This is a genomic window from Enterovibrio norvegicus DSM 15893 (genome assembly GCF_900115495.1).
Lineage (GTDB): Bacteria > Pseudomonadota > Gammaproteobacteria > Enterobacterales > Vibrionaceae > Enterovibrio > Enterovibrio norvegicus.
In genome coordinates, this window is sequence record NZ_FOWR01000012.1 from 88,814 (window position 1) to 108,740 (window position 19,927).

Consider the following 19,927-nt stretch of genomic DNA (forward strand, 5'->3'; position numbering starts at 1 on the left):
ATAGCTAAACAACCAAAATAGCCGCATAGAAGACCAAACATCAAAACACCCGATTACCCCAGTCATTCTGCCGTTTGTCGCAAAAAAGAAAAACGCGGGAGAATATCCCGCGTTTTCAGATTTCACATCTTCGCTCGAGGACTATTCAGATGTTCTTTGACGTGCAAGCAAGTCTTGCGCCGCCAAATTGGCATCTTTACCTTTATAAAGTACCTGATAAATTTGCTCAACGATGGGCATTTCTACGCCAATGCGTTTCGCAAGAACACGCACTTCTTTGGTATTGCGATAGCCTTCAACAACCTGACCAATTTCAGTTTGTGCTTCTTCAACGCCTTGGCCTTTGCCCAGCGCTAAACCAAAACGGCGATTACGAGATTGGTTGTCAGTACATGTCAGTACTAAATCTCCCAAACCCGCCATGCCCATAAAGGTATCGCGTTCAGCGCCTAGCGCCACCCCCAAACGGGTGAGCTCTGCAAGACCACGGGTGATCAACGCTGTGCGAGCATTGGCACCAAAGCCGATGCCATCAGACATGCCTGCACCAATCGCGATCACGTTCTTCACCGCACCACCAAGCTGCATCCCGACAAAATCGCTGTTGCCATACACTCGGAAGGTACGGCTACAGTGAATTTTCTCTTGCAGGTCAGCAAGAAACTCAGCATTAGGAGACGCAACTGAAATTGCTGTCGGCATACCTGCTGCCAGTTCTTTGGCAAACGTTGGGCCTGATAACACCGCCAATGGCACGTTATCGCCCAACTGTTCATGCGCGACATCTTGAAGTAAACGACCTGTCTCAGGCTCTAAACCTTTCGTCGCCCAACAAATTCGTTGGTCATCTCGAAGAAATGGCTTCACCTGCGCCAGTACCATGCCAAAAACATGGCTTGGAACCACCACAAGAATATCACGCGTTGCTTGAACGGCTTCTTGAAGATCGGCGCTGAGGATCAGTGAATCTGGAAAGGCGACACCCGGCAGAAATGCTTCATTAGAACGATCAATTTCCAATTGCGCCATGTGCTCGGGTTCGTGCCCCCACAACACCACATTCGCACCATTACGCGCGAGTGAGATTGCAAGAGAAGTGCCGTATGAGCCTGCGCCCAATACGGTCATAGCCACGTTTGCATCTAGAACATTGGCTTTCGCGTTATCTGTCATTCGTGTCGACCTTAAATTTGCGTAGATTACGCTTCTGCGCCGTCTGTCGCTTGTGTTTGGTTTTGCAGGTAGTTCATGAATAATGCGTCAAAGTTAACTGGCGCTAGGTTCAGTTGTGGGAACGTACCTTTAACCACTAGGCTAGAGATAGTCTCGCGCGCGTAAGGGAATAGGATGTTCGGGCAGAATGCACCTAGGCAATGCGCAAGTTGTGGCGCTTCCATACCGTCAATAGTGAAGATACCACCTTGTTGTACTTCACAAAGGAACGCACTTTCTTCTGCATTTTTAACAGTCACGGTCAGACGAAGAACCACTTCGTAAACGCCTTCACCCAGCTCACGGCTTTGCGTGTCTAGGTCTAGGTTTACATCTGGATTCCATTCTTGCTGAAACACGTCAGGAGAGTTTGGCGCTTCAAAAGACACGTCTTTCAGGAAGATACGTTGAATCGCAAAGTTCTGTTGTGCTTGTTGGTTGTTCGCTGCTTCAGCCATAGTGTTAAATCCTTGTTATATAAAACAAATGCTTTCACGCATTACAAAATAATTCAGGCAGCCGAATAAGGCTGCCTGTCGAATAGGTCACCCGGTAAACGGTTACTTTTTCTTTTTGTGTTTGATCAGTGGCAGATTCGCTTCATTCCACGACATCAAGCCATCTTTAAGAATGCTGACATTCTCGAACCCTGCTTTTACCAGCGCATTGGCGCTTTCTGCAGCGGTTTGACCAGACTTACATACCACGATGATTGGGTCAGACTTGTGTTTTTCAATCTCACCAAAGCTTTCTGCTTTAATGTCTTTCGCCAAAACGTGAAGTGCGCCTGCAATATGACCTGCGCGATAATCATCACGGCTACGAATATCCACAAACACACCGTTCTGGCGGTTAACAAGGACTGTCGCATCATTTGGCGTCACGACGGCATAAGCGGCGGTTTTCTGTTTAACAACTGACACAATCAGCATGACAACCAGAGCCACCCACACAAGTGACAAAATCATTTCACTTTGAACAAATTCAATAAACTGCTGCATAGCTCGCTTCTACATTTATGTCGGCAAAAAAATCGACCCCGAGTATAACCTCCCCCGTCCTCAAGTACAGCATGGGCTTGGATTTCCATGCCCTTGCTCACTTCTTATTAAAGCGAAAAACTTGAATTCCATCACATCCACCCTTACGTACGGATAAAGACATCAATATTGCTCACCGACCACCTAAAACTGGACAACGAGCAATCGAAAGGCTGTTGACTTACTACAGTTTTTATTCGAGTGGCGAACAATAAGAGAAGGCATTAAAAAGTAAGCTTTTTCTTCAAGGACGCAAAGAGGCTACGTTAAACACTTGCCGTTACAAGATTTGTTAAAACGTTAGCAGAAAGATTTGCCTACTGATCGACCAGTAAAATGTAGTAAAGTTACGCTAATCGCTTTTTCTATTTTACACATTGAAATTGACATAAAGAGGACACCGTATGTCTGCTAAGAAGCCTTTGGCACTCGTTATTCTGGATGGATGGGGTTATCGCGAAGATAACAACGACAACGCCATTGCTAATGCAAAAACACCTGTACTTGATGGTTTGATGGCGGGCACCAGCACCCTGATCTCGGCATCAGGCATGGATGTTGGCCTGCCAGACGGTCAAATGGGTAACTCAGAAGTCGGCCACACCAACATTGGTGCAGGTCGTATCGTTTACCAAGACCTAACAAAAATCACCAAGTCTATTGCTGACGGTGAATTTTTTGACAACGCAGTGCTCACCAACGCTGTCGACAAAGCAGCGAAAGCTGGCAAAGCAGTGCATATCATGGGTCTGATGTCACCAGGCGGTGTTCACAGCCATGAAGACCATATTGCTGCAGCAGTAGAAATGGCGGTTCAGCGCGGCGCAGAAAACGTGTACTTACATTGCTTCCTCGATGGTCGTGATACGCCACCGCGTAGCGCACAAAACTCTTTGGTTCGTTTCGATGAGCTATTCGCGAAACTGGGCAAAGGCCGTACCGCGTCTATCGTTGGTCGTTACTATGCAATGGACCGCGATAACAACTGGGATCGCGTTGAAAAAGCGTACGACCTTCTTACTGAAGCAAAAGGCGACTTCACTTATGCTTCCGCAGTTGAAGCACTTGAAGCCGCTTATGCGCGTGAAGAAAACGATGAATTCGTTAAAGCGTCTGAAATCCGTGCTGAAGGCCAACCTGTTGCGTCTATCAACGACGGTGACAGCCTGATTTTCATGAACTTCCGTGCTGACCGAGCGCGTCAAATCGCACGTACGTTCCTGCCGATCTTTGACGGTTTCGCCCGTTCAAAAGTGGCTGAGCTTGCAGACTTCGTGATGTTGACTGAATACGCAGCAGACATCGACGCGTCTTGCGCATATCCGTCAGACAACCTTGTGAATACGCTAGGTGAGTGGCTATCAAAAGAAGGCAAAACGCAGCTTCGTATTTCTGAAACAGAAAAATACGCGCACGTGACCTTCTTCTTCAATGGCGGTGCAGAAGACGCATTTGACGGCGAAGAGCGCTCACTGGTTGCCTCTCCTAAAGTGGCAACCTACGATCTTCAGCCAGAAATGAGTTCTGAAGAACTGACCGACAAATTGGTCGAAGCCATCAAGAGCGGTAAGTTTGACCAAATCATCTGTAACTACCCGAACGGCGACATGGTTGGCCATACCGGTGTATACGATGCTGCGGTTAAAGCATGTGAAGCCGTTGATAGCTGCATCGGTCGCGTTGTTGAAGCCATCAAAGACGTTGACGGTCAATTGCTGATAACAGCTGACCACGGTAACGCAGAAATGATGATCGACCCAGAAACGGGTGGTATCCATACTGCACACACCAACCTTCCGGTACCTTTGATCTACGTAGGTAGCAAAGACCTGGAATTGGCAGAAGGCGGTAAGCTGTCTGACTTAGCACCAACTATGCTTGCATTGACAGACACCTCAATCCCTTCAGACATGACTGGTAAGCCGCTGTTCAATCTGAAATAATCGTCTCCATGCGGGAAATGATTAAGCGCTTCACCAACAAAACTCGCGCCAGTGCTCTTTGCACTGGCGTTTTTCTATGCCTGTTATTCAGCACGGCTTCACGGGCTGATGAAGGGCAACTGTCTGGTGTGAATAATGAAATTTCCCGCCAACAGCAACAACTTAGTGCCAGCAGCAAAAAGCTCAACACCCTTCAAGCCGACCTAAAAAAACAAGAACAAGCCATCAGCTCGGTTGCCACGCAAATCCGTGCAGCGTCCTTAAAGCTTGAAACCATCGACGATGAAATTGCCACCCTCAATCAAGAAAGCCAACGACTGGAACAGCGTAAGCTAGGTCAGATGGAGCTGTTGAAAGAACTTTTAAACAGCCAATACCGTCAGGGTGAGCACAGCCAACTCAATACCTTTTTAAGTGGCGAAGACAGCAACGACCTTGATCGTATGACCGTTTACGCTGAACGACTATCCAAAGCGCGTACCGATGCCATCAATGAACTGGCCGCCACGGATACCGAACTTCAACTGAAGCGCCGCATGCTTGCCGAGCAAACGCAAAAGCAAACTGCGCTGCTCGATGCATTGAAAGCCGATAAAGCGACGCTGGAAAAACAACAGCACGCTCAGAAGAAAACCGCCGGCGCGGTACAACGACAGATTCGTAACGATAAAAGCTATTTGTCGGAACTTCGTAACAACCAAAACCGCTTAAAAGCGGAAGTGGCGAAAGCCGCAGAACAAGCCCGAATTGCCGCCGAGCAGGCCAAAGTAAAAATGGATGGCTTAGGCCGCTACAAAGGCAAATTGCACCGTCCTGTCAAAGGGAAAACACTGCACAGCTTTGGTAGTACGCAAACGGGCGAGCTTCGTTGGAATGGCATGGTCATCTCATCCAAAGAAGGCGCTGAAGTCAAAGCGGCACACGATGGCACTGTTGTTCTGTCTAACTGGCTTCGCGGCTATGGTTTGATGGTTGTCATCGACCACGGCAAAGGCGACATGAGTTTTTACGGGTATAACCAAGCCTTGTTGAAAAACGTCGGAGATACTGTAAAAGCCGGCGACCCTATCGCCCTCGTCGGAAACAGCGGCGGGCAGACTCAATCCGGCCTTTACTTTGAAATTCGGCGAAAAGGCAATGCCACCAACCCTAGCCCCTGGTTAGGCCGGTAAGCCAAGAAGGTCGCAGATGCAAAGGATTGTCACTGTCACCGCCCTACTCATACTGCTTCTCGCGCCGCCTGTCGTCGCCAAGCCTAAGCTCGCACTGATTATTGATGATCTCGGCTATGATTTGATGCCACGAGACATCGCTAAGCTGCCACCTGAAATCAGCGTCTCTGTCATTCCTTTCACTGAATTCGATACCGCCGTTGCCCTAACAGCGCTCAATCAACGCCGTGAGGTGTTGCTTCACCTCCCCATGCAAAGCCCACCAGGCTCACCCGCAGAGCCCAATGCGCTGACGCTTGAAATGAACAAAGAACAAATGCAAACCTCGGTTCGAGAAGCGCTCTATCGCGTACCCCACGCCGTGGCAGTGAACAACCATATGGGCAGCTTACTCACGCAACATCACGAGCCTATGCACTGGATCATGGAAGCGCTTCACGCCAAGGAACTCGGCTTTATTGATAGCCGTACCACGCCGAGCACGGTGGCGCAAAAAATTGCAAAGCAGCACGGATTAGCCAATAACCGCCGTCATGTTTTCCTCGATCATCTGCAAACAGAAGCTTTTATCCACCAACAGCTCGAGCTCGCGATTCAGCAAGCCAGCCGACGCGGCATCGCTGTCGTCATTGCTCACCCGTTTCCAATCACGCTTGATACGCTGCAAAAAGCACTGCCATCGTTGCAAGAGCGTGTCGATCTCGTGCCCATCTCTCAGGCCTTATCTCAGTAAACGGCCATAAAAAAACCCGCCGAAGCGGGTTTAATCAAGCATTCAGGTTGGCATTATTTCTGCCAATCAAGAATCACTTTGCCTGACATGCCAGAGCACATCTTGTCGAAGCCTTCTTGGAAGTCATCGACACTGTAGTGGTGTGTAATGATTGGGCTGAGATCCAAACCAGATTGGATCAAGCTTGCCATTTTGTACCACGTCTCAAACATTTCGCGGCCATAGATACCTTTGATCACCAAACCTTTGAAGATCACTTGGTTCCAATCGATACCCATGTCTGACGGTGGAATACCCAGAAGCGCAATACGACCACCGTGGTTCATGGTTTGCAGCATAGAGTTAAACGCTGACGGGTTACCTGACATTTCAAGACCCACGTCAAAGCCTTCTTTCATGCCTAGTTCAGCCATGACATCTTCAAGCTTCTCTTCCGCCACGTTAACCGCACGGGTCACACCCATCTTACGCGCAAGATCGAGGCGGTATTCGTTCACATCGGTGATCACGACATAACGCGCACCTACGTGTTTCGCCACAGCCGCCGCCATGATACCAATCGGTCCTGCACCGGTGATCAGCACGTCTTCACCAACCAAATCAAACGACAGTGCGGTGTGAACCGCGTTGCCGAATGGGTCGAAGATTGACGCTAAATCATCTGAAATGTCTGCTGGGATTTTGAATGCGTTGAACGCTGGGATCACCAAATATTCCGCAAATGCGCCTTCACGGTTCACACCCACACCTGTCGTGTTACGGCAAAGGTGCGTGCGACCAGCGCGACAGTTGCGGCAGTGACCACACGTGATATGGCCTTCGCCAGATACACGGTCGCCCACGGTAAAACCGCGCACTTCCTGACCCATAGCAACCACTTCACCCACGTATTCGTGACCAACAACCATTGGTACCGGAATGGTCTTTTGTGACCATTCGTCCCAGTTGTAGATGTGCACATCGGTGCCACAAATCGCGGTTTTACGGATTTTGATCAGAAGATCGTTATGGCCCACTTCTGGAAGCTCAACCTCGGTCATCCAAATGCCAGGTTCCGCTTTCAGTTTTGCCAGCGCTTTCATTTTGTTCGTCATTGACTGCTTATCCAATCAAGCCCATGTCTTTACCCACTTTGATAAAGGCATCGATGGCTTTGTCTAATTGCTCGCGGCTATGTGCAGCCGACATTTGTGTACGAATACGTGCTTGGCCTTTTGGTACCACAGGGAATGAGAACCCAACCACGTAGATACCTTCTTTCATCATGCGTTCTGCAAACTCAGCACCGACTTTCGCATCGCCAAGCATCACAGGGATGATCGCGTGATCTGCACCAGAAAGCGTAAAGCCCGCTTCGCTCATGCGCGCGCGGAAATGGCTCGCGTTATCCCAAAGTTGGGTACGCAGATGGCCGCTTTCTTCCAGTAGGTCAATCACGCGAATAGACGCAGAGACGATCGCTGGAGCGAGAGAATTCGAGAACAAGTAAGGGCGTGAACGCTGGCGCAGCCAATCGATCACTTCTTTCTTACCCGAGGTGTAACCGCCTGACGCACCGCCCATGGCTTTGCCTAGCGTGCCAGTGATGATGTCGATACGATCAATTACGTCATGGTGCTCGTGCGTACCACGGCCATTCGCGCCCATGAAACCCACGGCGTGAGAGTCATCCACCATCACCAATGCGCCGTATTTGTCAGCCAAATCGCAAATCGCTGGCAGGTTCGCCACAACGCCGTCCATGGAGAACACACCGTCAGTCACGATAAGCGTGTTGCGTGCGCCCGCTTCCTTCGCCGCAATCAGTTGCTTCTCAAGCTCTTCCATGTTGTTGTTCGAATAGCGGAAACGCATCGCTTTACAAAGGCGCACACCATCGATGATTGATGCGTGGTTTAGTGCATCAGAAATGATGGCATCTTCCGCACCTAAAATGGTCTCAAACAAACCGGTGTTCGCATCAAAGCAAGAGGTGTAAAGAATGGTGTCTTCCATACCAAGGAATGTAGAAAGTTTTTCCTCAAGCTCTTTGTGTGCATCTTGCGTACCGCAGATGAAACGCACAGATGCCATACCAAAGCCATGCTCGTCCATGCCCTTTTGCGCGGCTTCAATCAGTACAGGGTGATTCGCCAAACCTAAGTAGTTATTGGCACAGAAGTTCAGCACTTCATCACCTGATGTCACGGCAATTTTGGCTTGCTGTGCGGTGGTGATAACACGTTCATCTTTGTAAAGGCCTTCAGCTTTCACTTCTTCAAGCTGCTGACGAATTTGCTGGTAAAAAGCGGCAGTCATCGCACACTCCATCATGGAAACAGGAACAAGGGATTCACGCCCACCATCACCCCCTAAAGGACAGTGATACGCAGGCATGCGGTAAGTTTACGCCACCCATCAGATTTACGCGGCGTCGTGATTGTCATACCTTCTAGAAGTAAAAGCATCTAGTGAATGATATTTAATCAGTATGACCTATCAGCAAGGAGGCTGATAATAGTTTTCTAAGGAAGGGTAAGTCTATCGAATTAGCACATCTTGTTGCAGTAGATCACGCAAGTGTATTGGCCATTTGCTGATGATAATGTTCAATGATTTCTGCCACCACAGCTTGCCCTTTGTCGGTCGACATCGGCAGCACCATGCTCAGTATCTGAAGAACACCTTGGTAAATGACGGTCGGCGTGATTTTAGCCTGTGGCGCTTGTGCGCTTTGATAGAAAATCCAGCTTGAGGCAACCAATTTGAGGTTATCGCACAAGGATTCAATGCCGTCATCGTCCATATCCAGCCAACCCGTGGCACGAAATTGCGTCAATGTGACGACGAGATTGGCTTTTAGTGCCTGCTGCGCGGTAAGGTATTTGTCTTGTAATACCGCATCTCGGCGCAAGATATCGGGCAAATTGGCGTAGAAGAATCGATAGCGCCACATCAACTGAAACGTCGCGTCTAAATACGCAAGTAGACGCTGTTGATCGGTATCTACCGAAGTTTCTGGCTGAAATGACGTGGTGAGATCGAGGGCGTATTGATCGAAAATACTGTGTATAATCTCTTCCTTATTACGGAAGTGGTAATACAAGTTCCCCGGGCTTATACCGAGATCCGCTGCAATGTGATTGGTGGTGACATTGGGTTCACCCTGTTCGTTGAACAGCGCCAGTGCAGAATGAATAATGCGATCACGGGTTTTCATGGTTAAACTGCTATCCTCAAGCCCAGAGCGGAAACACAAATATTACCATAGCCATCACAGTCGTGATGGCGAAGTCTTCTCATTGTCAGAATTTAGGTAAAAGTATGATTATAGTGACTGGCGGCGCTGGCATGATCGGCAGCAACATTGTTAAAGCCCTGAACGAACAAGGCATCAACGACATCCTTGTGGTTGATAACCTAAAAGACGGTACCAAGTTCGTTAACCTGGTCGATCTAGACATCACTGATTACATGGACAAAGAAGACTTTATCACCCAAATCATGGCGGGTGATGACTTTGGCCCAATCGAAGCCATTTTCCACGAAGGTGCATGCTCGGCAACCACAGAGTGGGACGGCAAGTACATGATGCTCAACAACTACGAGTATTCAAAAGAGCTACTTCATTTCTGTCTTGAGCGTGAAATTCCGTTCTTGTACGCCTCTTCTGCTGCAACCTACGGTGGCCGCGACCATGACTTTATCGAAGAGAAACCGTACGAAGGTGCACTGAACGTTTACGGTTACTCGAAGCAACAGTTCGACAACTATGTTCGCCGTATTTGGGCAGACGCAGAAGCACACGGCGAAACGCTGTCTCAAATCACGGGTTTCCGCTACTTCAACGTTTACGGCCCACGTGAAAACCACAAAGGTAGCATGGCGTCAGTGGCATTCCACCTGAACAACCAAATTAAAGAAGGCCAAAACCCGAAACTGTTCGAAGGCAGCAACACCTTCAAACGTGATTTCGTGTACGTTGGTGACGTGTGCAAGATGAACCTTTGGTTCCTTGAAAACGGCGTGTCTGGCATCTTTAACTGTGGCACTGGTCGCGCAGAACCTTTCCGCGCCGTAGCCGAAGCGGTTATCGCTTACCATAACCAAGGGGAAGTGGAAGAGATTCCATTCCCAGACCACCTAAAAGGCCGCTACCAAGCCTTCACCCAAGCCGACCTCACCAAGGTGCGCGCCGCGGGCTACAGCGAAAAGTTCAAAACCGTCGCTGAAGGTGTTGCTGAGTATATGGCAGTCCTGAATAAATAATTGGCTGGAAAAGCGAGCCTAGGCTCGCTTTTTTGTTTAAATCTGATTTATCTGTAGTCCGACTCTATGAGCCAAGAATCCAACAACACCTCTTATTTGCCAACATTTGAATGGGCATTCCTACACCCTCGTTACTGGGGTACTTGGTTAGGGATGTTCCTTGTCGCCATCCTCGCGTTTGTCCCTTTCCGTCTGCGTGATAAATTCGCTGAGTTTCTCGCTAAACGATTGGTTAAAATGAACAACCGCGCGAAAAAGCGTGCCGTCGTCAACCTTCAAGAATGTTTTCCTGAGAAAACAGAAGAAGAGCGTTTCGCTATTCTTCAACAAAGTTATATTAATGCAGGATGCGTGATGCTTGGCTTTGCTACCATCATGATGCGCAGCAAACGCTACTTAGAAAAACGTACGCTGTTTCGCAACGAAGAGATCCTCACGGAACTCGTTGAAAATGGGGAGAAGGTCATTTTACTCGTGCCTCATAGCTGGGCGATTGACTACCCTGCCGTGCAACTTGCATCGCGTGGCCTACCTGTTGCCGCCATGGTGAAAAAACAAAAAAACCGTGTGGTCGACTGGCTGATGAACGTTCAACGTTTAAAATATGGCGGTCGTACGCACGAGCGCGCTGATGGCGTGAAACCATTCATCAAATCCGTACGTGAAGGTTTTCTCGGCTATTACTTGCCAGATGAAGACCACGGTCCTGAATACAGTGTGTTCGTGCCACTTTTCGGTACGCAAAAAGCCACGCTCTCTGGCCTCGGTAAACTGGCAAAACTCAGCCGAGCGAAAATCGTCCCGTTAATGCCTGTGTACAACCGCGAAACCGGTAACTTTGAAGTTATCGTGCAACCGCCACTTGCACCGTTCCCTACAGGTAGCGAAGAAGCTGACGCGCGCATGATGAATGAACGCATTGAACAATTTTTAGAATCTGACCCCGGCCAGTATATGTGGATCATGAATCTGCTTAGATCACGACCGGATGGTAGTCAGTTGTATTAAGAGGTCACTAATCGTGAATACATCCCCACAAGGTGGCCTATTTCATCGCCTTCTTTTCACTCTTCGCAACAAAGTGAAAGTTCAAAGCGGCAACGTCATTAATCTTGCTTCATCAACACGTATCCGACAGTGCCATATTTCAATAAAAGGCACAGGCAACACGCTGACGATTGAAGACGGTGCAAACCTAAAAGGTGTGCATATCGAGGTCAATGGCAATAACTGCTCCCTTACTATCGGCAAATACTCAGTGATTGGAGAAGGTTGTTACCTCTCTGCGCGTGAAAACGGAACAACACTTTCTATCGGTGAAAACTGTATGTTCTCGCGTAACGTTAAAGTGATGACAAGCGATGGGCATGACATTCTCTGCGCTAACAAACGTATCAACCCAGCAAAGAGCATAGTGATAGGCAAACGCGTGTGGTTGGCTGATGGCACCACTGTCCTCAAGGGCAGCAATATTGGTGAGCATTCAATTGTCGGCATCAATACGGTGGTAACTCATGATGTTCCCGCAAATAGCATCGCTGCAGGTAACCCTGCGAAAATCATTAAATCCGACATTTGTTGGGATGAAAAGTTAACCTACTAACCATGAAAATACTCGTAATTGGCCCTTCTTGGGTAGGCGACATGGTCATGTCCCAAAGTCTTTATAAGCGCTTAAAATACCATCATCCCGACGCATTAATTGATGTGCTCGCTCCTGCGTGGTGTAAACCCATCCTCGAGCGTATGCCAGAGGTTCGACGTGCTATTGAAATGCCAGTCGGGCATGGCCAGTTTAGCCTTTCAGAACGTTGGGACTTAGGTAAGTCCTTGCGAGAAGAACAATATGACCACGCCTACGTTCTGCCAAACTCCGCCAAATCAGCACTGATCCCGCTGTTTGCCAAAGTGCCTTATCGCACTGGCTGGAAGGGGGAGATGCGTTACGGCTTGTTGAATGATCTGCGCCCAGACCGCAGAGTCTTCCAATTTATGGTAGAACGTTATGTTGCACTTGCCCACAACAAAGACACTATGTTGTCTGAAGCGATGATTGATGACATTCCTCATCCATCGCTAAATGTCGATGAAACCAACCAACTCTCTTGCCTAAAACGCTTTAATATTTCAAAAAACTTACCGATTGTTGGCTTGTGTCCCGGCGCAGAGTTTGGTCCAGCAAAACGCTGGCCTGAGCAACACTACGCTTACGTGGCAAAGCAGTTGATCACGGAAGGTAATCAGGTTTGTCTTTTTGGTGGCCCTAAAGATAAATCAGTGACTGAAGGTATTGTTAACGCTCTTTCTGAACAGCAAAGAGCGATGTGTTTCAACTTGGCAGGAGAAACGTCTTTGGTCGATGCGGTAGATCTGCTTGCGGCTTGTCACACGGTGTTCTCCAACGACTCAGGACTGATGCATGTCGCAGCTGCCGTTAACGCAAATATTGTTGCGATTTATGGCTCAAGCTCTCCTAAATATACGCCACCACTTTCAACTAAAGTGCGGATCGTTAACACCGACATAAATTGTCGTCCTTGTTTTAAACGAGAATGTCCTCTCGGACACTTAGACTGCTTGAACAAGTTATCACCGCAGCAAGTCCTTAGCTCCTATTACGACTTAACTTCGACGCTTTCAGTGGAAAAACAATGAAATTTAATCAGCCTAAGATTTCATCAAAATACGCATGTTTTGAAAAAGGTGCCTACGCATCCAAATCCGCAAAGCATTACCTAAATAACGATTTTGACCCAACAAAAGTCAAGAAAATTGCGGTTATCCGACATGCGGCCTTAGGTGATCAAGTCATCACTCGACCGTTTTTGATCGAAGCGCGCAAGTTTTTCCCCAATGCGGAAATTACGTTAGTCGCTCTTTCTACTTATCAATACGGAATGCCTTCCGATCTTACAGATCGCACGGTGGTACTTCATGGTAGAGATCGAAAAGGGGAAGTGTCATTCAGCGATAAGATGAATAACTTTCGTGAAGTTGGCGATCAGGACATCATTTTTGATTTAGCGGGCACCAATCGCTCTTACTGGGTAAACCTTCTTAACAAAGCTAAATTGAAAATCGGATTCCCTTATAAGTCTTGGCTGAAAGGCACGCTGTACAATGCAGCAGTATTTCGGTCTGATCTCCAACCAGAAATCGAAACGATGCTAGATATGCTGCGCTTGCTGGGGCACATTCCGGCACAACGCCTCGACTTTGGCTATCCAGATCACGAGGAACTTGTCTGTTCAGAAAATCCTTACTTCGTGTACTTTAATGGCGCATCGCAACCAAGAAAGGTATTAAAGAACGACCAAGTTATTGCGTTAATGGAATTGGCAGTGAAAACCTTTCCTGAGGTTAAACATGTTTTCCTTGAAGGCGTGAATGAGTCTGAAAAGGGTGACTTTTTGTCACACCTAACGTCCTACGATAACTTTGCTATTCAACCCTGCATGCCTTTAAAAGAATTACTCACGTTCTGCGCAAAAGCCCAGTTGGTCGTAGCACCAGATACTGGCGTAAGAAACGTGGCAATTTCAACCCACACACCCACCGTTGGTATTTTCTATGCCACGGTTCCATTCCGATATACACCAAGATATGAGCCTATTCACCATATCGTCATGAATGCGTCCTGCGCCATTCCTACCAATGAGCAAATAGTTCATACTATTTCAAACGCATATACCACAGAAAAATAATGTGATGAACAAAAGTGAGGCCGTTTGGCATTACTTTCACTTAGCGCTATTTCTGTAGTGAGTTAACTTACGGATAAATCGAATGATTTTAACACTTCTTACTTTTGGTGACCGATTAGAAAATCACTATCAGGCTTCTTTTGCCATTCTCACTTATTTGAAAAGTGACCTCATTTCTAAGGTTTGTGTTGTTACCGATCGCCCAAAATATTACGAGTATTTTGGTGATCGTGTTGACGTCATCGACATTGATCAAAACATCATGAACGAATGGCGTGGAAAGGATGATTTCTTTTGGCGCATCAAAATGAAAGCCATCGAAGCTGCTACGTTACATAACCCAGAACAAGACATCCTTTATGTTGACTCAGACACCTTCTATGTTCGGGATATGGAAATTATCTCTAAAGGCTTAAGTCAAGGTAAGTCCTTCATGCATGAAAATGAAGGAAAGATTAGTGAGATGAGAAGCAAAACACCACGAAACATGTGGAAGTCTCTTCAAGGTAAATCCTTTTCCGGTGTGCTTATCAACGAAGATACCGAGATGTGGAATGCAGGTGTTATCGCACTTCATCGTGATCATGCTAAGCAAACAATTTCACTCGCCATCGATATCTGTGATGAGATCTGCAAAACAGATTGCCCTAGACGATTGGTTGAGCAATTTGCATTTTCAATTGCTCTAAAACATACCTCAACCTTAACAGCCGCAGAAAATCAAATTGGCCACTATTGGGGTAATAAGCCTCATTGGAACGCAAAAATTGTCGATTTCTTTATGTTTTCCTTACTTTCAGGATCTTGTGTTGAAGCTGACATTGATAGAATTAAAACAATAGACCTAGAATCTTCACCTACGGTCTATAAAGAAAAAAGTACCAAAGGAAAAGTACAAAACATGCTTGATAAAGTGTTCCCACCTAAAGATGTTCAGTATTTTAAGGGCAGAAAAACAACAATATAGGTAACACTAAAAGGTGTGCTAATGGACCAAGCCACTTCAGTATCGTATAAGGTAAATGATGACACTACCGACAATCTCTATCGTCTGTCCCTGCCACAATGAGCAGGAAGTCCTTCATGCTTTTACAGATAAAATCGTGGGTATTTTGTCTGAAAGCACATTTACCTACGAAATCCTTTTCGTGAATGACGGCAGCACTGACGACACGCTTGCCGTCATTCGCGATTTAGCATCAAACAATTCAAATATTCGCCTCATCAACCTTTCGCGCAATTTTGGTAAAGAAGCGGCGCTCACTGCTGGGTTAGACCTTGCTCAGGGTGAAGTTATTATTCCCATAGATGCCGACTTACAAGATCCACCTGAACTCATTCATGATTTTCTTCTTGAATGGCAGAAAGGCTACGACGTAGTTGTTGCTAAGCGTGTAGACAGAAGCAGCGACACACTGGCAAAAAAAATCACAGCAAATCTCTTCTATCGATTCCACAACACCATTGCTGACGTCGAAATCCCTGACAATGTCGGCGACTTTCGCTTGATCACACGCCGTGTTGTCTCCGCTATCCAGTTACTGCCAGAAAATCAGCGATTCATGAAAGGAATATTTTCTTGGGTCGGGTTTAAAACGTCGGTTGTTGAGTATTCACGTCAACCACGCGCTGCGGGAGAAAGCAGCTTCAATGGGTGGCGTCTTTGGAATTTTGCCTTAGAAGGTATCACCAGCTTCAGCACCGCGCCGCTAAGAGTATGGCTATATCTTGGTTTTTTTGTTTCCGCAATATCGTTTCTCTTTGGCGCATCCATAATATTAAAAACCATGCTTTTTGGTGTTGATATACCAGGTTACGCATCGCTACTCATCATTGTTCTTTTTTTTGGTGGTATTCAATTGATAGGGTTAGGGGTCATGGGGGAATACATCGGAAGGCTATACATGGAATCAAAACGGCGCCCTGTTTACATCATCGAAGAAGACTCTGCTGATACAAAAAATGACGCAGGTGATTGATGAAAGCCTTCATGCGTAAGATGCTAGAAAAGCGAATCGTCAGATTTGGGATAACAGGAGCACTCGCATCATTCACCCATATTGTCATCGCTTTCACATGGCTTTACTTCCTAGATTCAAGCGTCTTTATCGCCAACATGTTTGGTTTTTCCTGCGCTTTTGGTTTGTCTTATCTCTTGCAATCACACTTCGTGTTTCAGAGAAAATTGTCTATCGAAAATGCCAAACGATTCTTTGTAGTGCAATTTAGCGCACTCATGGTGTCACAACTTTTTAGTTCGCTCTTCCAAGAAGGCAATCACTATGCTCGCGTGCTGATCGTGGTCTTCATGATTCCTTTGGTCACATATCTTATTCATCGATGTTGGACCTACAAAGGCAGCAAAAACAAACAGCAGTAGTGCAAAGGAAATACCATGCATCTAATTGAGAAGCATGCTGTAGCAATCCGATGGCTAACAATCGGGCTCGGACTGTGTTTTGCGGTGATGTACGCCAATCAGCAAATACTGACTGGCGATCAAACGCAAATGCTCGAAAAAGGCTACCTTGGCGCCTATCACCAGACGTGGGCAGCATTTGGTAATGCTGCAAGTGCAGTTGGAAATGTGCCTGGCTCGTTGTCCGCTTTCGTGATTGGTGGCCCGCTTCTCATCTGGGATTCACCTTGGTCCCCCATGCTGTTTCTCATCCTTTTAAGACTCTGTTCTTTTTTACTTCTCGACGCTGTCATACAGAAAATATTTAGCCCGCCAGTTCGAATGCTCTTTGCCATTATCTATTGGCTGAACCCTTGGCTTTTGTACGATAGCCTGCTCTACAACCCTTCCTATCTCTGCTTCTTCGCAGCCTTACACTTGTGGTCAGCGTTTAAGCTGAGAGAGCATGCCTCGTTCATCTATAGCTTCCTGCACATTCTCGCTATCGGCGGCGCGATGCAGTTTCACTACTCGTGGCCCATTCTTGCTGTTATTTCTTGCTACTTGTTATATCGAAGAATGGCGCGTCCTTCTTGGTCTGGCGTTGCTGTGGCTAGCGTTGTCATTCTTGCTTCGCTCATTCCTTACTGTCTGGAATACATAAACAATGACAGCCTCAGCAGAGAAAGCGATCGCTACTTCGGTTATGGTGCCGTACATGTATACCCCGTACTTAAAGCGATATTCTATTGGCTAAGGTATGGCTCTACGCTTTTTTCCAACCGCTTAATTACTGACGTCAGTTTTGACTGGATAACGTCCATCAGTTGGTTAAAAATGATTTTCCAGTACTGTTGGCAAGCCTTGCTATTCATCATAGGGATGATCACTGTTGTTCTCTCCGTGAATGTGAATATGAGGGCATGGAAAACCATAAAGCCCGCGATCAAGCGAGGCTCACCCATCGCTGATAATAAACAATGGATGCTACTTTATGCTGGCGCAGCAGTATTGGCGATCGTGATAAACGCCATGCTCTCACCGATTACTTTTTCTTATTGGCATTTAATTCTCACGTTTCCCTTTGCGTTGTTTCCACTGCTCGTCGCGGCTGAAGCGTGGCAAGAAGAATTACCGAACCGTTTCATCAAAGGAATGGGGGTTATTACTGTTTTCTTCATTGCGGTCAATCTCGTCGCTGCACACGACAGTGATAAATATTCCTACAAGGTTGATTACGTTGAGCAAGTCACCCATTACCTTAACGAGAAAGGGTTGCAACGTGAGCAATAAGTCTCGAGGAAATGGACTCAATTTAGAGCCCTTTGTTGTAAACTGCCTCAAGGTTTTCCAAACAAGGTTTTCGTGTGCGCCTTCTCTATACGCTTTTACTTTTCATCGCAGCCCCTTTTCTTCTTCTGGGTCTTTATCGCGCCAAAGATGGAAAACCAAAGGTCGGCAAACGTTGGGTTGAACACTTTGGTCGCACGCCGCGCCTGACATCCAACACCCAACCAATTTGGGTTCACGCCGTATCCGTCGGTGAAGTGATTGCCGCAAAACCGATTATTCTGGCGCTTCGTAAGGCACACCCGAACGCTTCAATACTCGTCACCACCACAACGGCAACAGGGGCTGCGATTGCGAGCAAGCTTGGCGATGGCGTGGAACACAGGTACATGCCGATCGACTTTTCCTTTGCCGTGAATGGCTTTTTGAAGCGAATCAATCCTCAAGCCATGTTGATCATGGAAACTGAGCTTTGGCCAAATACCTTAACTGCGGTAAAAAAAGCAGGCATCCCGATCGTCGTCATGAATGCACGCTTATCGGAAAAGTCGATGCGCGGCTATCAGCGTGTGCAGCCGCTATTCGATCTGCTTTCAAAGAATATCGACCACATTCTTTGCCAATTTCAGGACGATGCCGATCGTTTCATTCAACTTGGCGTGAACTCGCAGAACGTTTCTGTATCTGGCTCTGTGAAGTTTGATTTACCCGAATTTGATGAAACGAGCGATCCCGTTATCTCGCTTAAGCAAGCGATCAAACAACGCCCAGTGTGGGTAGCTGCAAGTACCCACCCTGGCGAAGACGAGATTTTACTCGACGCTCATCAAGCGCTATTGGCTGAACAGCCCGATGCATTAATGGTGCTGGTGCCACGCCACCCTGAACGTTTCGGCGATGTCGCTGCGCTCATTGAGCAAAAAGAGTTCTCACTGTCACGTCGTGGACAATCGCAACCGATTGATGACAATACGCAGGTGTATTTAGGCGACACCATGGGTGAGATGATGACCTTACTTGCTGCATCCAAAGTGACGTTTATGGCGGGAAGTTTGATGGGTGAGAAGCTCGGTGGGCATAACCTGCTAGAGCCCGCCTCCCTTGGGAAGCCTCAAATCACAGGCCCAAGCTACTTTAATTTTCAGGTCATTGGCGATCAGTTGATTGAGGCGGGCGCTTGTGAGGTGCAAGAAGCGCCCTCAGACATTGCCAATGCGCTATTGGGTTTCATGAACAACCCAGAGAAATGCCAACAAGCAGGAGAAGCCGCGCTGAATGTGGTGGAGAGAAACCGTGGCGCAGTCGCTAAAACACTTGAAGCAATAGCACCTTGGATTGATGACTAAGCGGCGTCACTTGCTGGTTAAGGGGTAACCTTGCGTTTATGTGCCTTGCTCTTGATGACCTTGTTCTTGATAGCCAAGCAACAAAGCATCCCAGTCTGATTCCTGCCACTGGATGTGTCGCTTATTCAGCTCTTTTCGAAATGAACGAAGCAAGCGACTGAGATTAGAGGCTTTCCAGCTCTCTCCCGCCTTTTTCCCACATTTATCGAAATCGATTAGCCAACACGTGCCTGTGGTATCAAGCAAAATATTGTGGATATTTAAATCTGTGTGGCACACCCCAGCATCATGCAGTTTTCTCACCATGACGCCAATCCGGTGGTAATGGGAAGCGTCGAGCGGAGCTTCCATCAAGATATCGACCAAATCTTTGGCATCATCGATTTTTTCCACCAGCAAATCCGCTTGGTAGGTCAGCCCATCTCGAATCGCACGCGCTGCGATAGGACGCGGTACTGATATGCCCTTTTCACGCAGATAGGTGAGTAACTGAAACTCTTGTGCCGAGCGGGTGTTTCCCCACCCCGTGAACGCATAACTGTCACGAACCAATTTCCCGAACAAACCACCGCGGCGATAGTGACGAAGCGCAGCAGGCAACACCTCAGTTTGCACAAACCATGTCGTGCCACGCCCCGTTGCAGAGCCAATGATCGCGTCTTTCTGCTGCCAGAATTCAACATCAAAACATTGCGTAGGATCTTCACGTAACAATGACGCGTCAAACCAAATACGGGTGTTGTTGTCGACTAACTGATCCACGCAAGCTCCTTCAAATATGTCTTATCTTCTCAGTATCTCAAGCATTACTGACAGATACGATGCAGTTGCATTTTACATT

The 19,927-nt window shown here is 47.4% G+C and carries 20 protein-coding genes; 13 read left to right on the forward strand and 7 right to left on the reverse strand.

From position 1 onward, the window contains the following. Positions 1 to 141: 141 nt before the first annotated feature. The 3 genes from gpsA to BM082_RS09550 form a co-directional block, all read right to left on the reverse strand. A complete protein-coding gene (gene gpsA / locus BM082_RS09540) occupies positions 142 to 1,173 on the reverse strand; it encodes an NAD(P)H-dependent glycerol-3-phosphate dehydrogenase (protein WP_074926736.1) in 1,032 nt (343 codons plus the stop codon). Between the two features lie 26 nt (positions 1,174 to 1,199). After that, entirely contained in the window at positions 1,200 to 1,670 is a 471-nt protein-coding gene (gene secB, locus BM082_RS09545) for a protein-export chaperone SecB (RefSeq protein WP_017009548.1), read from the reverse strand. A 102-nt stretch (positions 1,671 to 1,772) separates the two neighbouring features. Further along, positions 1,773 to 2,213 (reverse strand): rhodanese-like domain-containing protein, encoded by a 441-nt coding sequence (locus BM082_RS09550; protein WP_017009547.1) that lies wholly within the window; start codon positions 2,211 to 2,213, stop codon positions 1,773 to 1,775. 443 nt (positions 2,214 to 2,656) lie between these two features. Here BM082_RS09550 and gpmM point away from each other — a divergent pair, with 443 nt between their 5' ends. From gpmM to BM082_RS09565, 3 genes are read left to right on the forward strand one after another with little or no spacing between them, the layout of a single operon-like run. Continuing rightward, positions 2,657 to 4,195, forward strand: a complete 1,539-nt coding sequence (gene gpmM / locus BM082_RS09555; protein WP_017016238.1) for a 2,3-bisphosphoglycerate-independent phosphoglycerate mutase — start codon at positions 2,657 to 2,659, stop codon at positions 4,193 to 4,195. A gap of 17 nt (positions 4,196 to 4,212) precedes the next feature. Beyond that, complete coding sequence (locus BM082_RS09560; protein ID WP_074926738.1) at positions 4,213 to 5,367, forward strand: peptidoglycan DD-metalloendopeptidase family protein; 1,155 nt, start codon at positions 4,213 to 4,215, stop codon at positions 5,365 to 5,367. Positions 5,368 to 5,383: 16 nt separating this feature from the next. Next, the gene (locus BM082_RS09565; protein WP_017016240.1) at positions 5,384 to 6,100 is read left to right on the forward strand and encodes a divergent polysaccharide deacetylase family protein; all 717 of its coding nucleotides are present in this window, start codon (positions 5,384 to 5,386) and stop codon (positions 6,098 to 6,100) included. 53 nt (positions 6,101 to 6,153) lie between these two features. Here BM082_RS09565 and tdh read toward each other — a convergent pair whose 3' ends face one another. The 3 genes from tdh to BM082_RS09580 all read right to left on the reverse strand — a co-directional run bounded on the left by tdh (position 6,154) and on the right by BM082_RS09580 (position 9,299). Beyond that, positions 6,154 to 7,194, reverse strand: coding sequence for an L-threonine 3-dehydrogenase (gene tdh, locus BM082_RS09570; protein ID WP_017016241.1), 1,041 nt, complete (start codon positions 7,192 to 7,194; stop codon positions 6,154 to 6,156). 7 nt (positions 7,195 to 7,201) lie between these two features. Next, the gene (locus BM082_RS09575) at positions 7,202 to 8,398 is read right to left on the reverse strand and encodes a glycine C-acetyltransferase (protein ID WP_074926740.1); all 1,197 of its coding nucleotides are present in this window, start codon (positions 8,396 to 8,398) and stop codon (positions 7,202 to 7,204) included. A 253-nt stretch (positions 8,399 to 8,651) separates the two neighbouring features. Next, positions 8,652 to 9,299 (reverse strand): TetR/AcrR family transcriptional regulator, encoded by a 648-nt coding sequence (locus BM082_RS09580; protein WP_017009541.1) that lies wholly within the window; start codon positions 9,297 to 9,299, stop codon positions 8,652 to 8,654. Positions 9,300 to 9,403: 104 nt separating this feature from the next. Between BM082_RS09580 and rfaD the strand changes: the two genes are divergently transcribed. The 10 genes from rfaD to waaA all read left to right on the forward strand — a co-directional run bounded on the left by rfaD (position 9,404) and on the right by waaA (position 19,086). Next, the gene (gene rfaD / locus BM082_RS09585; RefSeq protein ID WP_074926742.1) at positions 9,404 to 10,348 is read left to right on the forward strand and encodes an ADP-glyceromanno-heptose 6-epimerase; all 945 of its coding nucleotides are present in this window, start codon (positions 9,404 to 9,406) and stop codon (positions 10,346 to 10,348) included. A 66-nt stretch (positions 10,349 to 10,414) separates the two neighbouring features. Further along, positions 10,415 to 11,356: a lauroyl-Kdo(2)-lipid IV(A) myristoyltransferase gene (gene lpxM / locus BM082_RS09590; protein ID WP_074926744.1), complete on the forward strand. Its 942-nt coding sequence runs from the start codon at positions 10,415 to 10,417 to the stop codon at positions 11,354 to 11,356. Next, positions 11,337 to 11,951: an acyltransferase gene (locus BM082_RS09595; RefSeq protein WP_074926746.1), complete on the forward strand. Its 615-nt coding sequence runs from the start codon at positions 11,337 to 11,339 to the stop codon at positions 11,949 to 11,951. Before lpxM ends, BM082_RS09595 begins: the two co-directional genes overlap by 20 nt. 2 nt (positions 11,952 to 11,953) lie before the next feature. Then, positions 11,954 to 13,003 carry a lipopolysaccharide heptosyltransferase II gene (gene waaF, locus BM082_RS09600; protein WP_074926748.1) on the forward strand — a complete coding sequence of 350 codons (1,050 nt, stop codon included), beginning with the start codon at positions 11,954 to 11,956 and terminating at the stop codon, positions 13,001 to 13,003. Beyond that, positions 13,000 to 14,052 (forward strand): glycosyltransferase family 9 protein, encoded by a 1,053-nt coding sequence (locus tag BM082_RS09605; protein WP_017013126.1) that lies wholly within the window; start codon positions 13,000 to 13,002, stop codon positions 14,050 to 14,052. The genes waaF and BM082_RS09605 overlap by 4 nt, the downstream gene beginning before the upstream one ends. Before the next feature lie 82 nt (positions 14,053 to 14,134). Beyond that, positions 14,135 to 15,019 carry a hypothetical protein gene (locus BM082_RS09610; RefSeq protein ID WP_017009535.1) on the forward strand — a complete coding sequence of 295 codons (885 nt, stop codon included), beginning with the start codon at positions 14,135 to 14,137 and terminating at the stop codon, positions 15,017 to 15,019. Positions 15,020 to 15,077: 58 nt separating this feature from the next. After that, positions 15,078 to 16,031, forward strand: a complete 954-nt coding sequence (locus tag BM082_RS09615; protein ID WP_074926750.1) for a glycosyltransferase family 2 protein — start codon at positions 15,078 to 15,080, stop codon at positions 16,029 to 16,031. A 20-nt stretch (positions 16,032 to 16,051) separates the two neighbouring features. Continuing rightward, a complete protein-coding gene (locus BM082_RS09620) occupies positions 16,052 to 16,432 on the forward strand; it encodes a GtrA family protein (protein ID WP_229491916.1) in 381 nt (126 codons plus the stop codon). Positions 16,433 to 16,447: 15 nt separating this feature from the next. After that, the gene (locus BM082_RS09625; RefSeq protein ID WP_017013125.1) at positions 16,448 to 17,743 is read left to right on the forward strand and encodes a hypothetical protein; all 1,296 of its coding nucleotides are present in this window, start codon (positions 16,448 to 16,450) and stop codon (positions 17,741 to 17,743) included. 74 nt (positions 17,744 to 17,817) lie between these two features. Beyond that, positions 17,818 to 19,086, forward strand: coding sequence for a lipid IV(A) 3-deoxy-D-manno-octulosonic acid transferase (waaA, locus tag BM082_RS09630; protein WP_017013124.1), 1,269 nt, complete (start codon positions 17,818 to 17,820; stop codon positions 19,084 to 19,086). Positions 19,087 to 19,122: 36 nt separating this feature from the next. Here the strand turns inward: waaA and BM082_RS09635 are convergent, their stop codons facing one another. Next, positions 19,123 to 19,848, reverse strand: a complete 726-nt coding sequence (locus tag BM082_RS09635; protein ID WP_017016771.1) for a 3-deoxy-D-manno-octulosonic acid kinase — start codon at positions 19,846 to 19,848, stop codon at positions 19,123 to 19,125. Between the last annotated feature and the right edge of the window lie 79 nt (positions 19,849 to 19,927).

Coding starts and splice junctions, on each gene's coding strand:
- BM082_RS09565 (WP_017016240.1), top strand. CDS start 5,384: ATGCAAAGGATTGTCACTGTCACCGCCCTACTCATACTGCTTCTCGCG.
- BM082_RS09560 (WP_074926738.1), top strand. CDS start 4,213: ATGATTAAGCGCTTCACCAACAAAACTCGCGCCAGTGCTCTTTGCACT.
- BM082_RS09625 (WP_017013125.1), top strand. CDS start 16,448: ATGCATCTAATTGAGAAGCATGCTGTAGCAATCCGATGGCTAACAATC.
- gpsA (WP_074926736.1), bottom strand. CDS start 1,173: ATGACAGATAACGCGAAAGCCAATGTTCTAGATGCAAACGTGGCTATG.
- BM082_RS09615 (WP_074926750.1), top strand. CDS start 15,078: ATGACACTACCGACAATCTCTATCGTCTGTCCCTGCCACAATGAGCAG.
- BM082_RS09610 (WP_017009535.1), top strand. CDS start 14,135: ATGATTTTAACACTTCTTACTTTTGGTGACCGATTAGAAAATCACTAT.
- gpmM (WP_017016238.1), top strand. CDS start 2,657: ATGTCTGCTAAGAAGCCTTTGGCACTCGTTATTCTGGATGGATGGGGT.
- BM082_RS09595 (WP_074926746.1), top strand. CDS start 11,337: ATGGTAGTCAGTTGTATTAAGAGGTCACTAATCGTGAATACATCCCCA.
- BM082_RS09620 (WP_229491916.1), top strand. CDS start 16,052: ATGCTAGAAAAGCGAATCGTCAGATTTGGGATAACAGGAGCACTCGCA.
- BM082_RS09575 (WP_074926740.1), bottom strand. CDS start 8,398: ATGACTGCCGCTTTTTACCAGCAAATTCGTCAGCAGCTTGAAGAAGTG.
- BM082_RS09605 (WP_017013126.1), top strand. CDS start 13,000: ATGAAATTTAATCAGCCTAAGATTTCATCAAAATACGCATGTTTTGAA.
- BM082_RS09580 (WP_017009541.1), bottom strand. CDS start 9,299: ATGAAAACCCGTGATCGCATTATTCATTCTGCACTGGCGCTGTTCAAC.
- waaF (WP_074926748.1), top strand. CDS start 11,954: ATGAAAATACTCGTAATTGGCCCTTCTTGGGTAGGCGACATGGTCATG.
- rfaD (WP_074926742.1), top strand. CDS start 9,404: ATGATTATAGTGACTGGCGGCGCTGGCATGATCGGCAGCAACATTGTT.
- secB (WP_017009548.1), bottom strand. CDS start 1,670: ATGGCTGAAGCAGCGAACAACCAACAAGCACAACAGAACTTTGCGATT.
- lpxM (WP_074926744.1), top strand. CDS start 10,415: ATGAGCCAAGAATCCAACAACACCTCTTATTTGCCAACATTTGAATGG.
- tdh (WP_017016241.1), bottom strand. CDS start 7,194: ATGACGAACAAAATGAAAGCGCTGGCAAAACTGAAAGCGGAACCTGGC.
- BM082_RS09550 (WP_017009547.1), bottom strand. CDS start 2,213: ATGCAGCAGTTTATTGAATTTGTTCAAAGTGAAATGATTTTGTCACTT.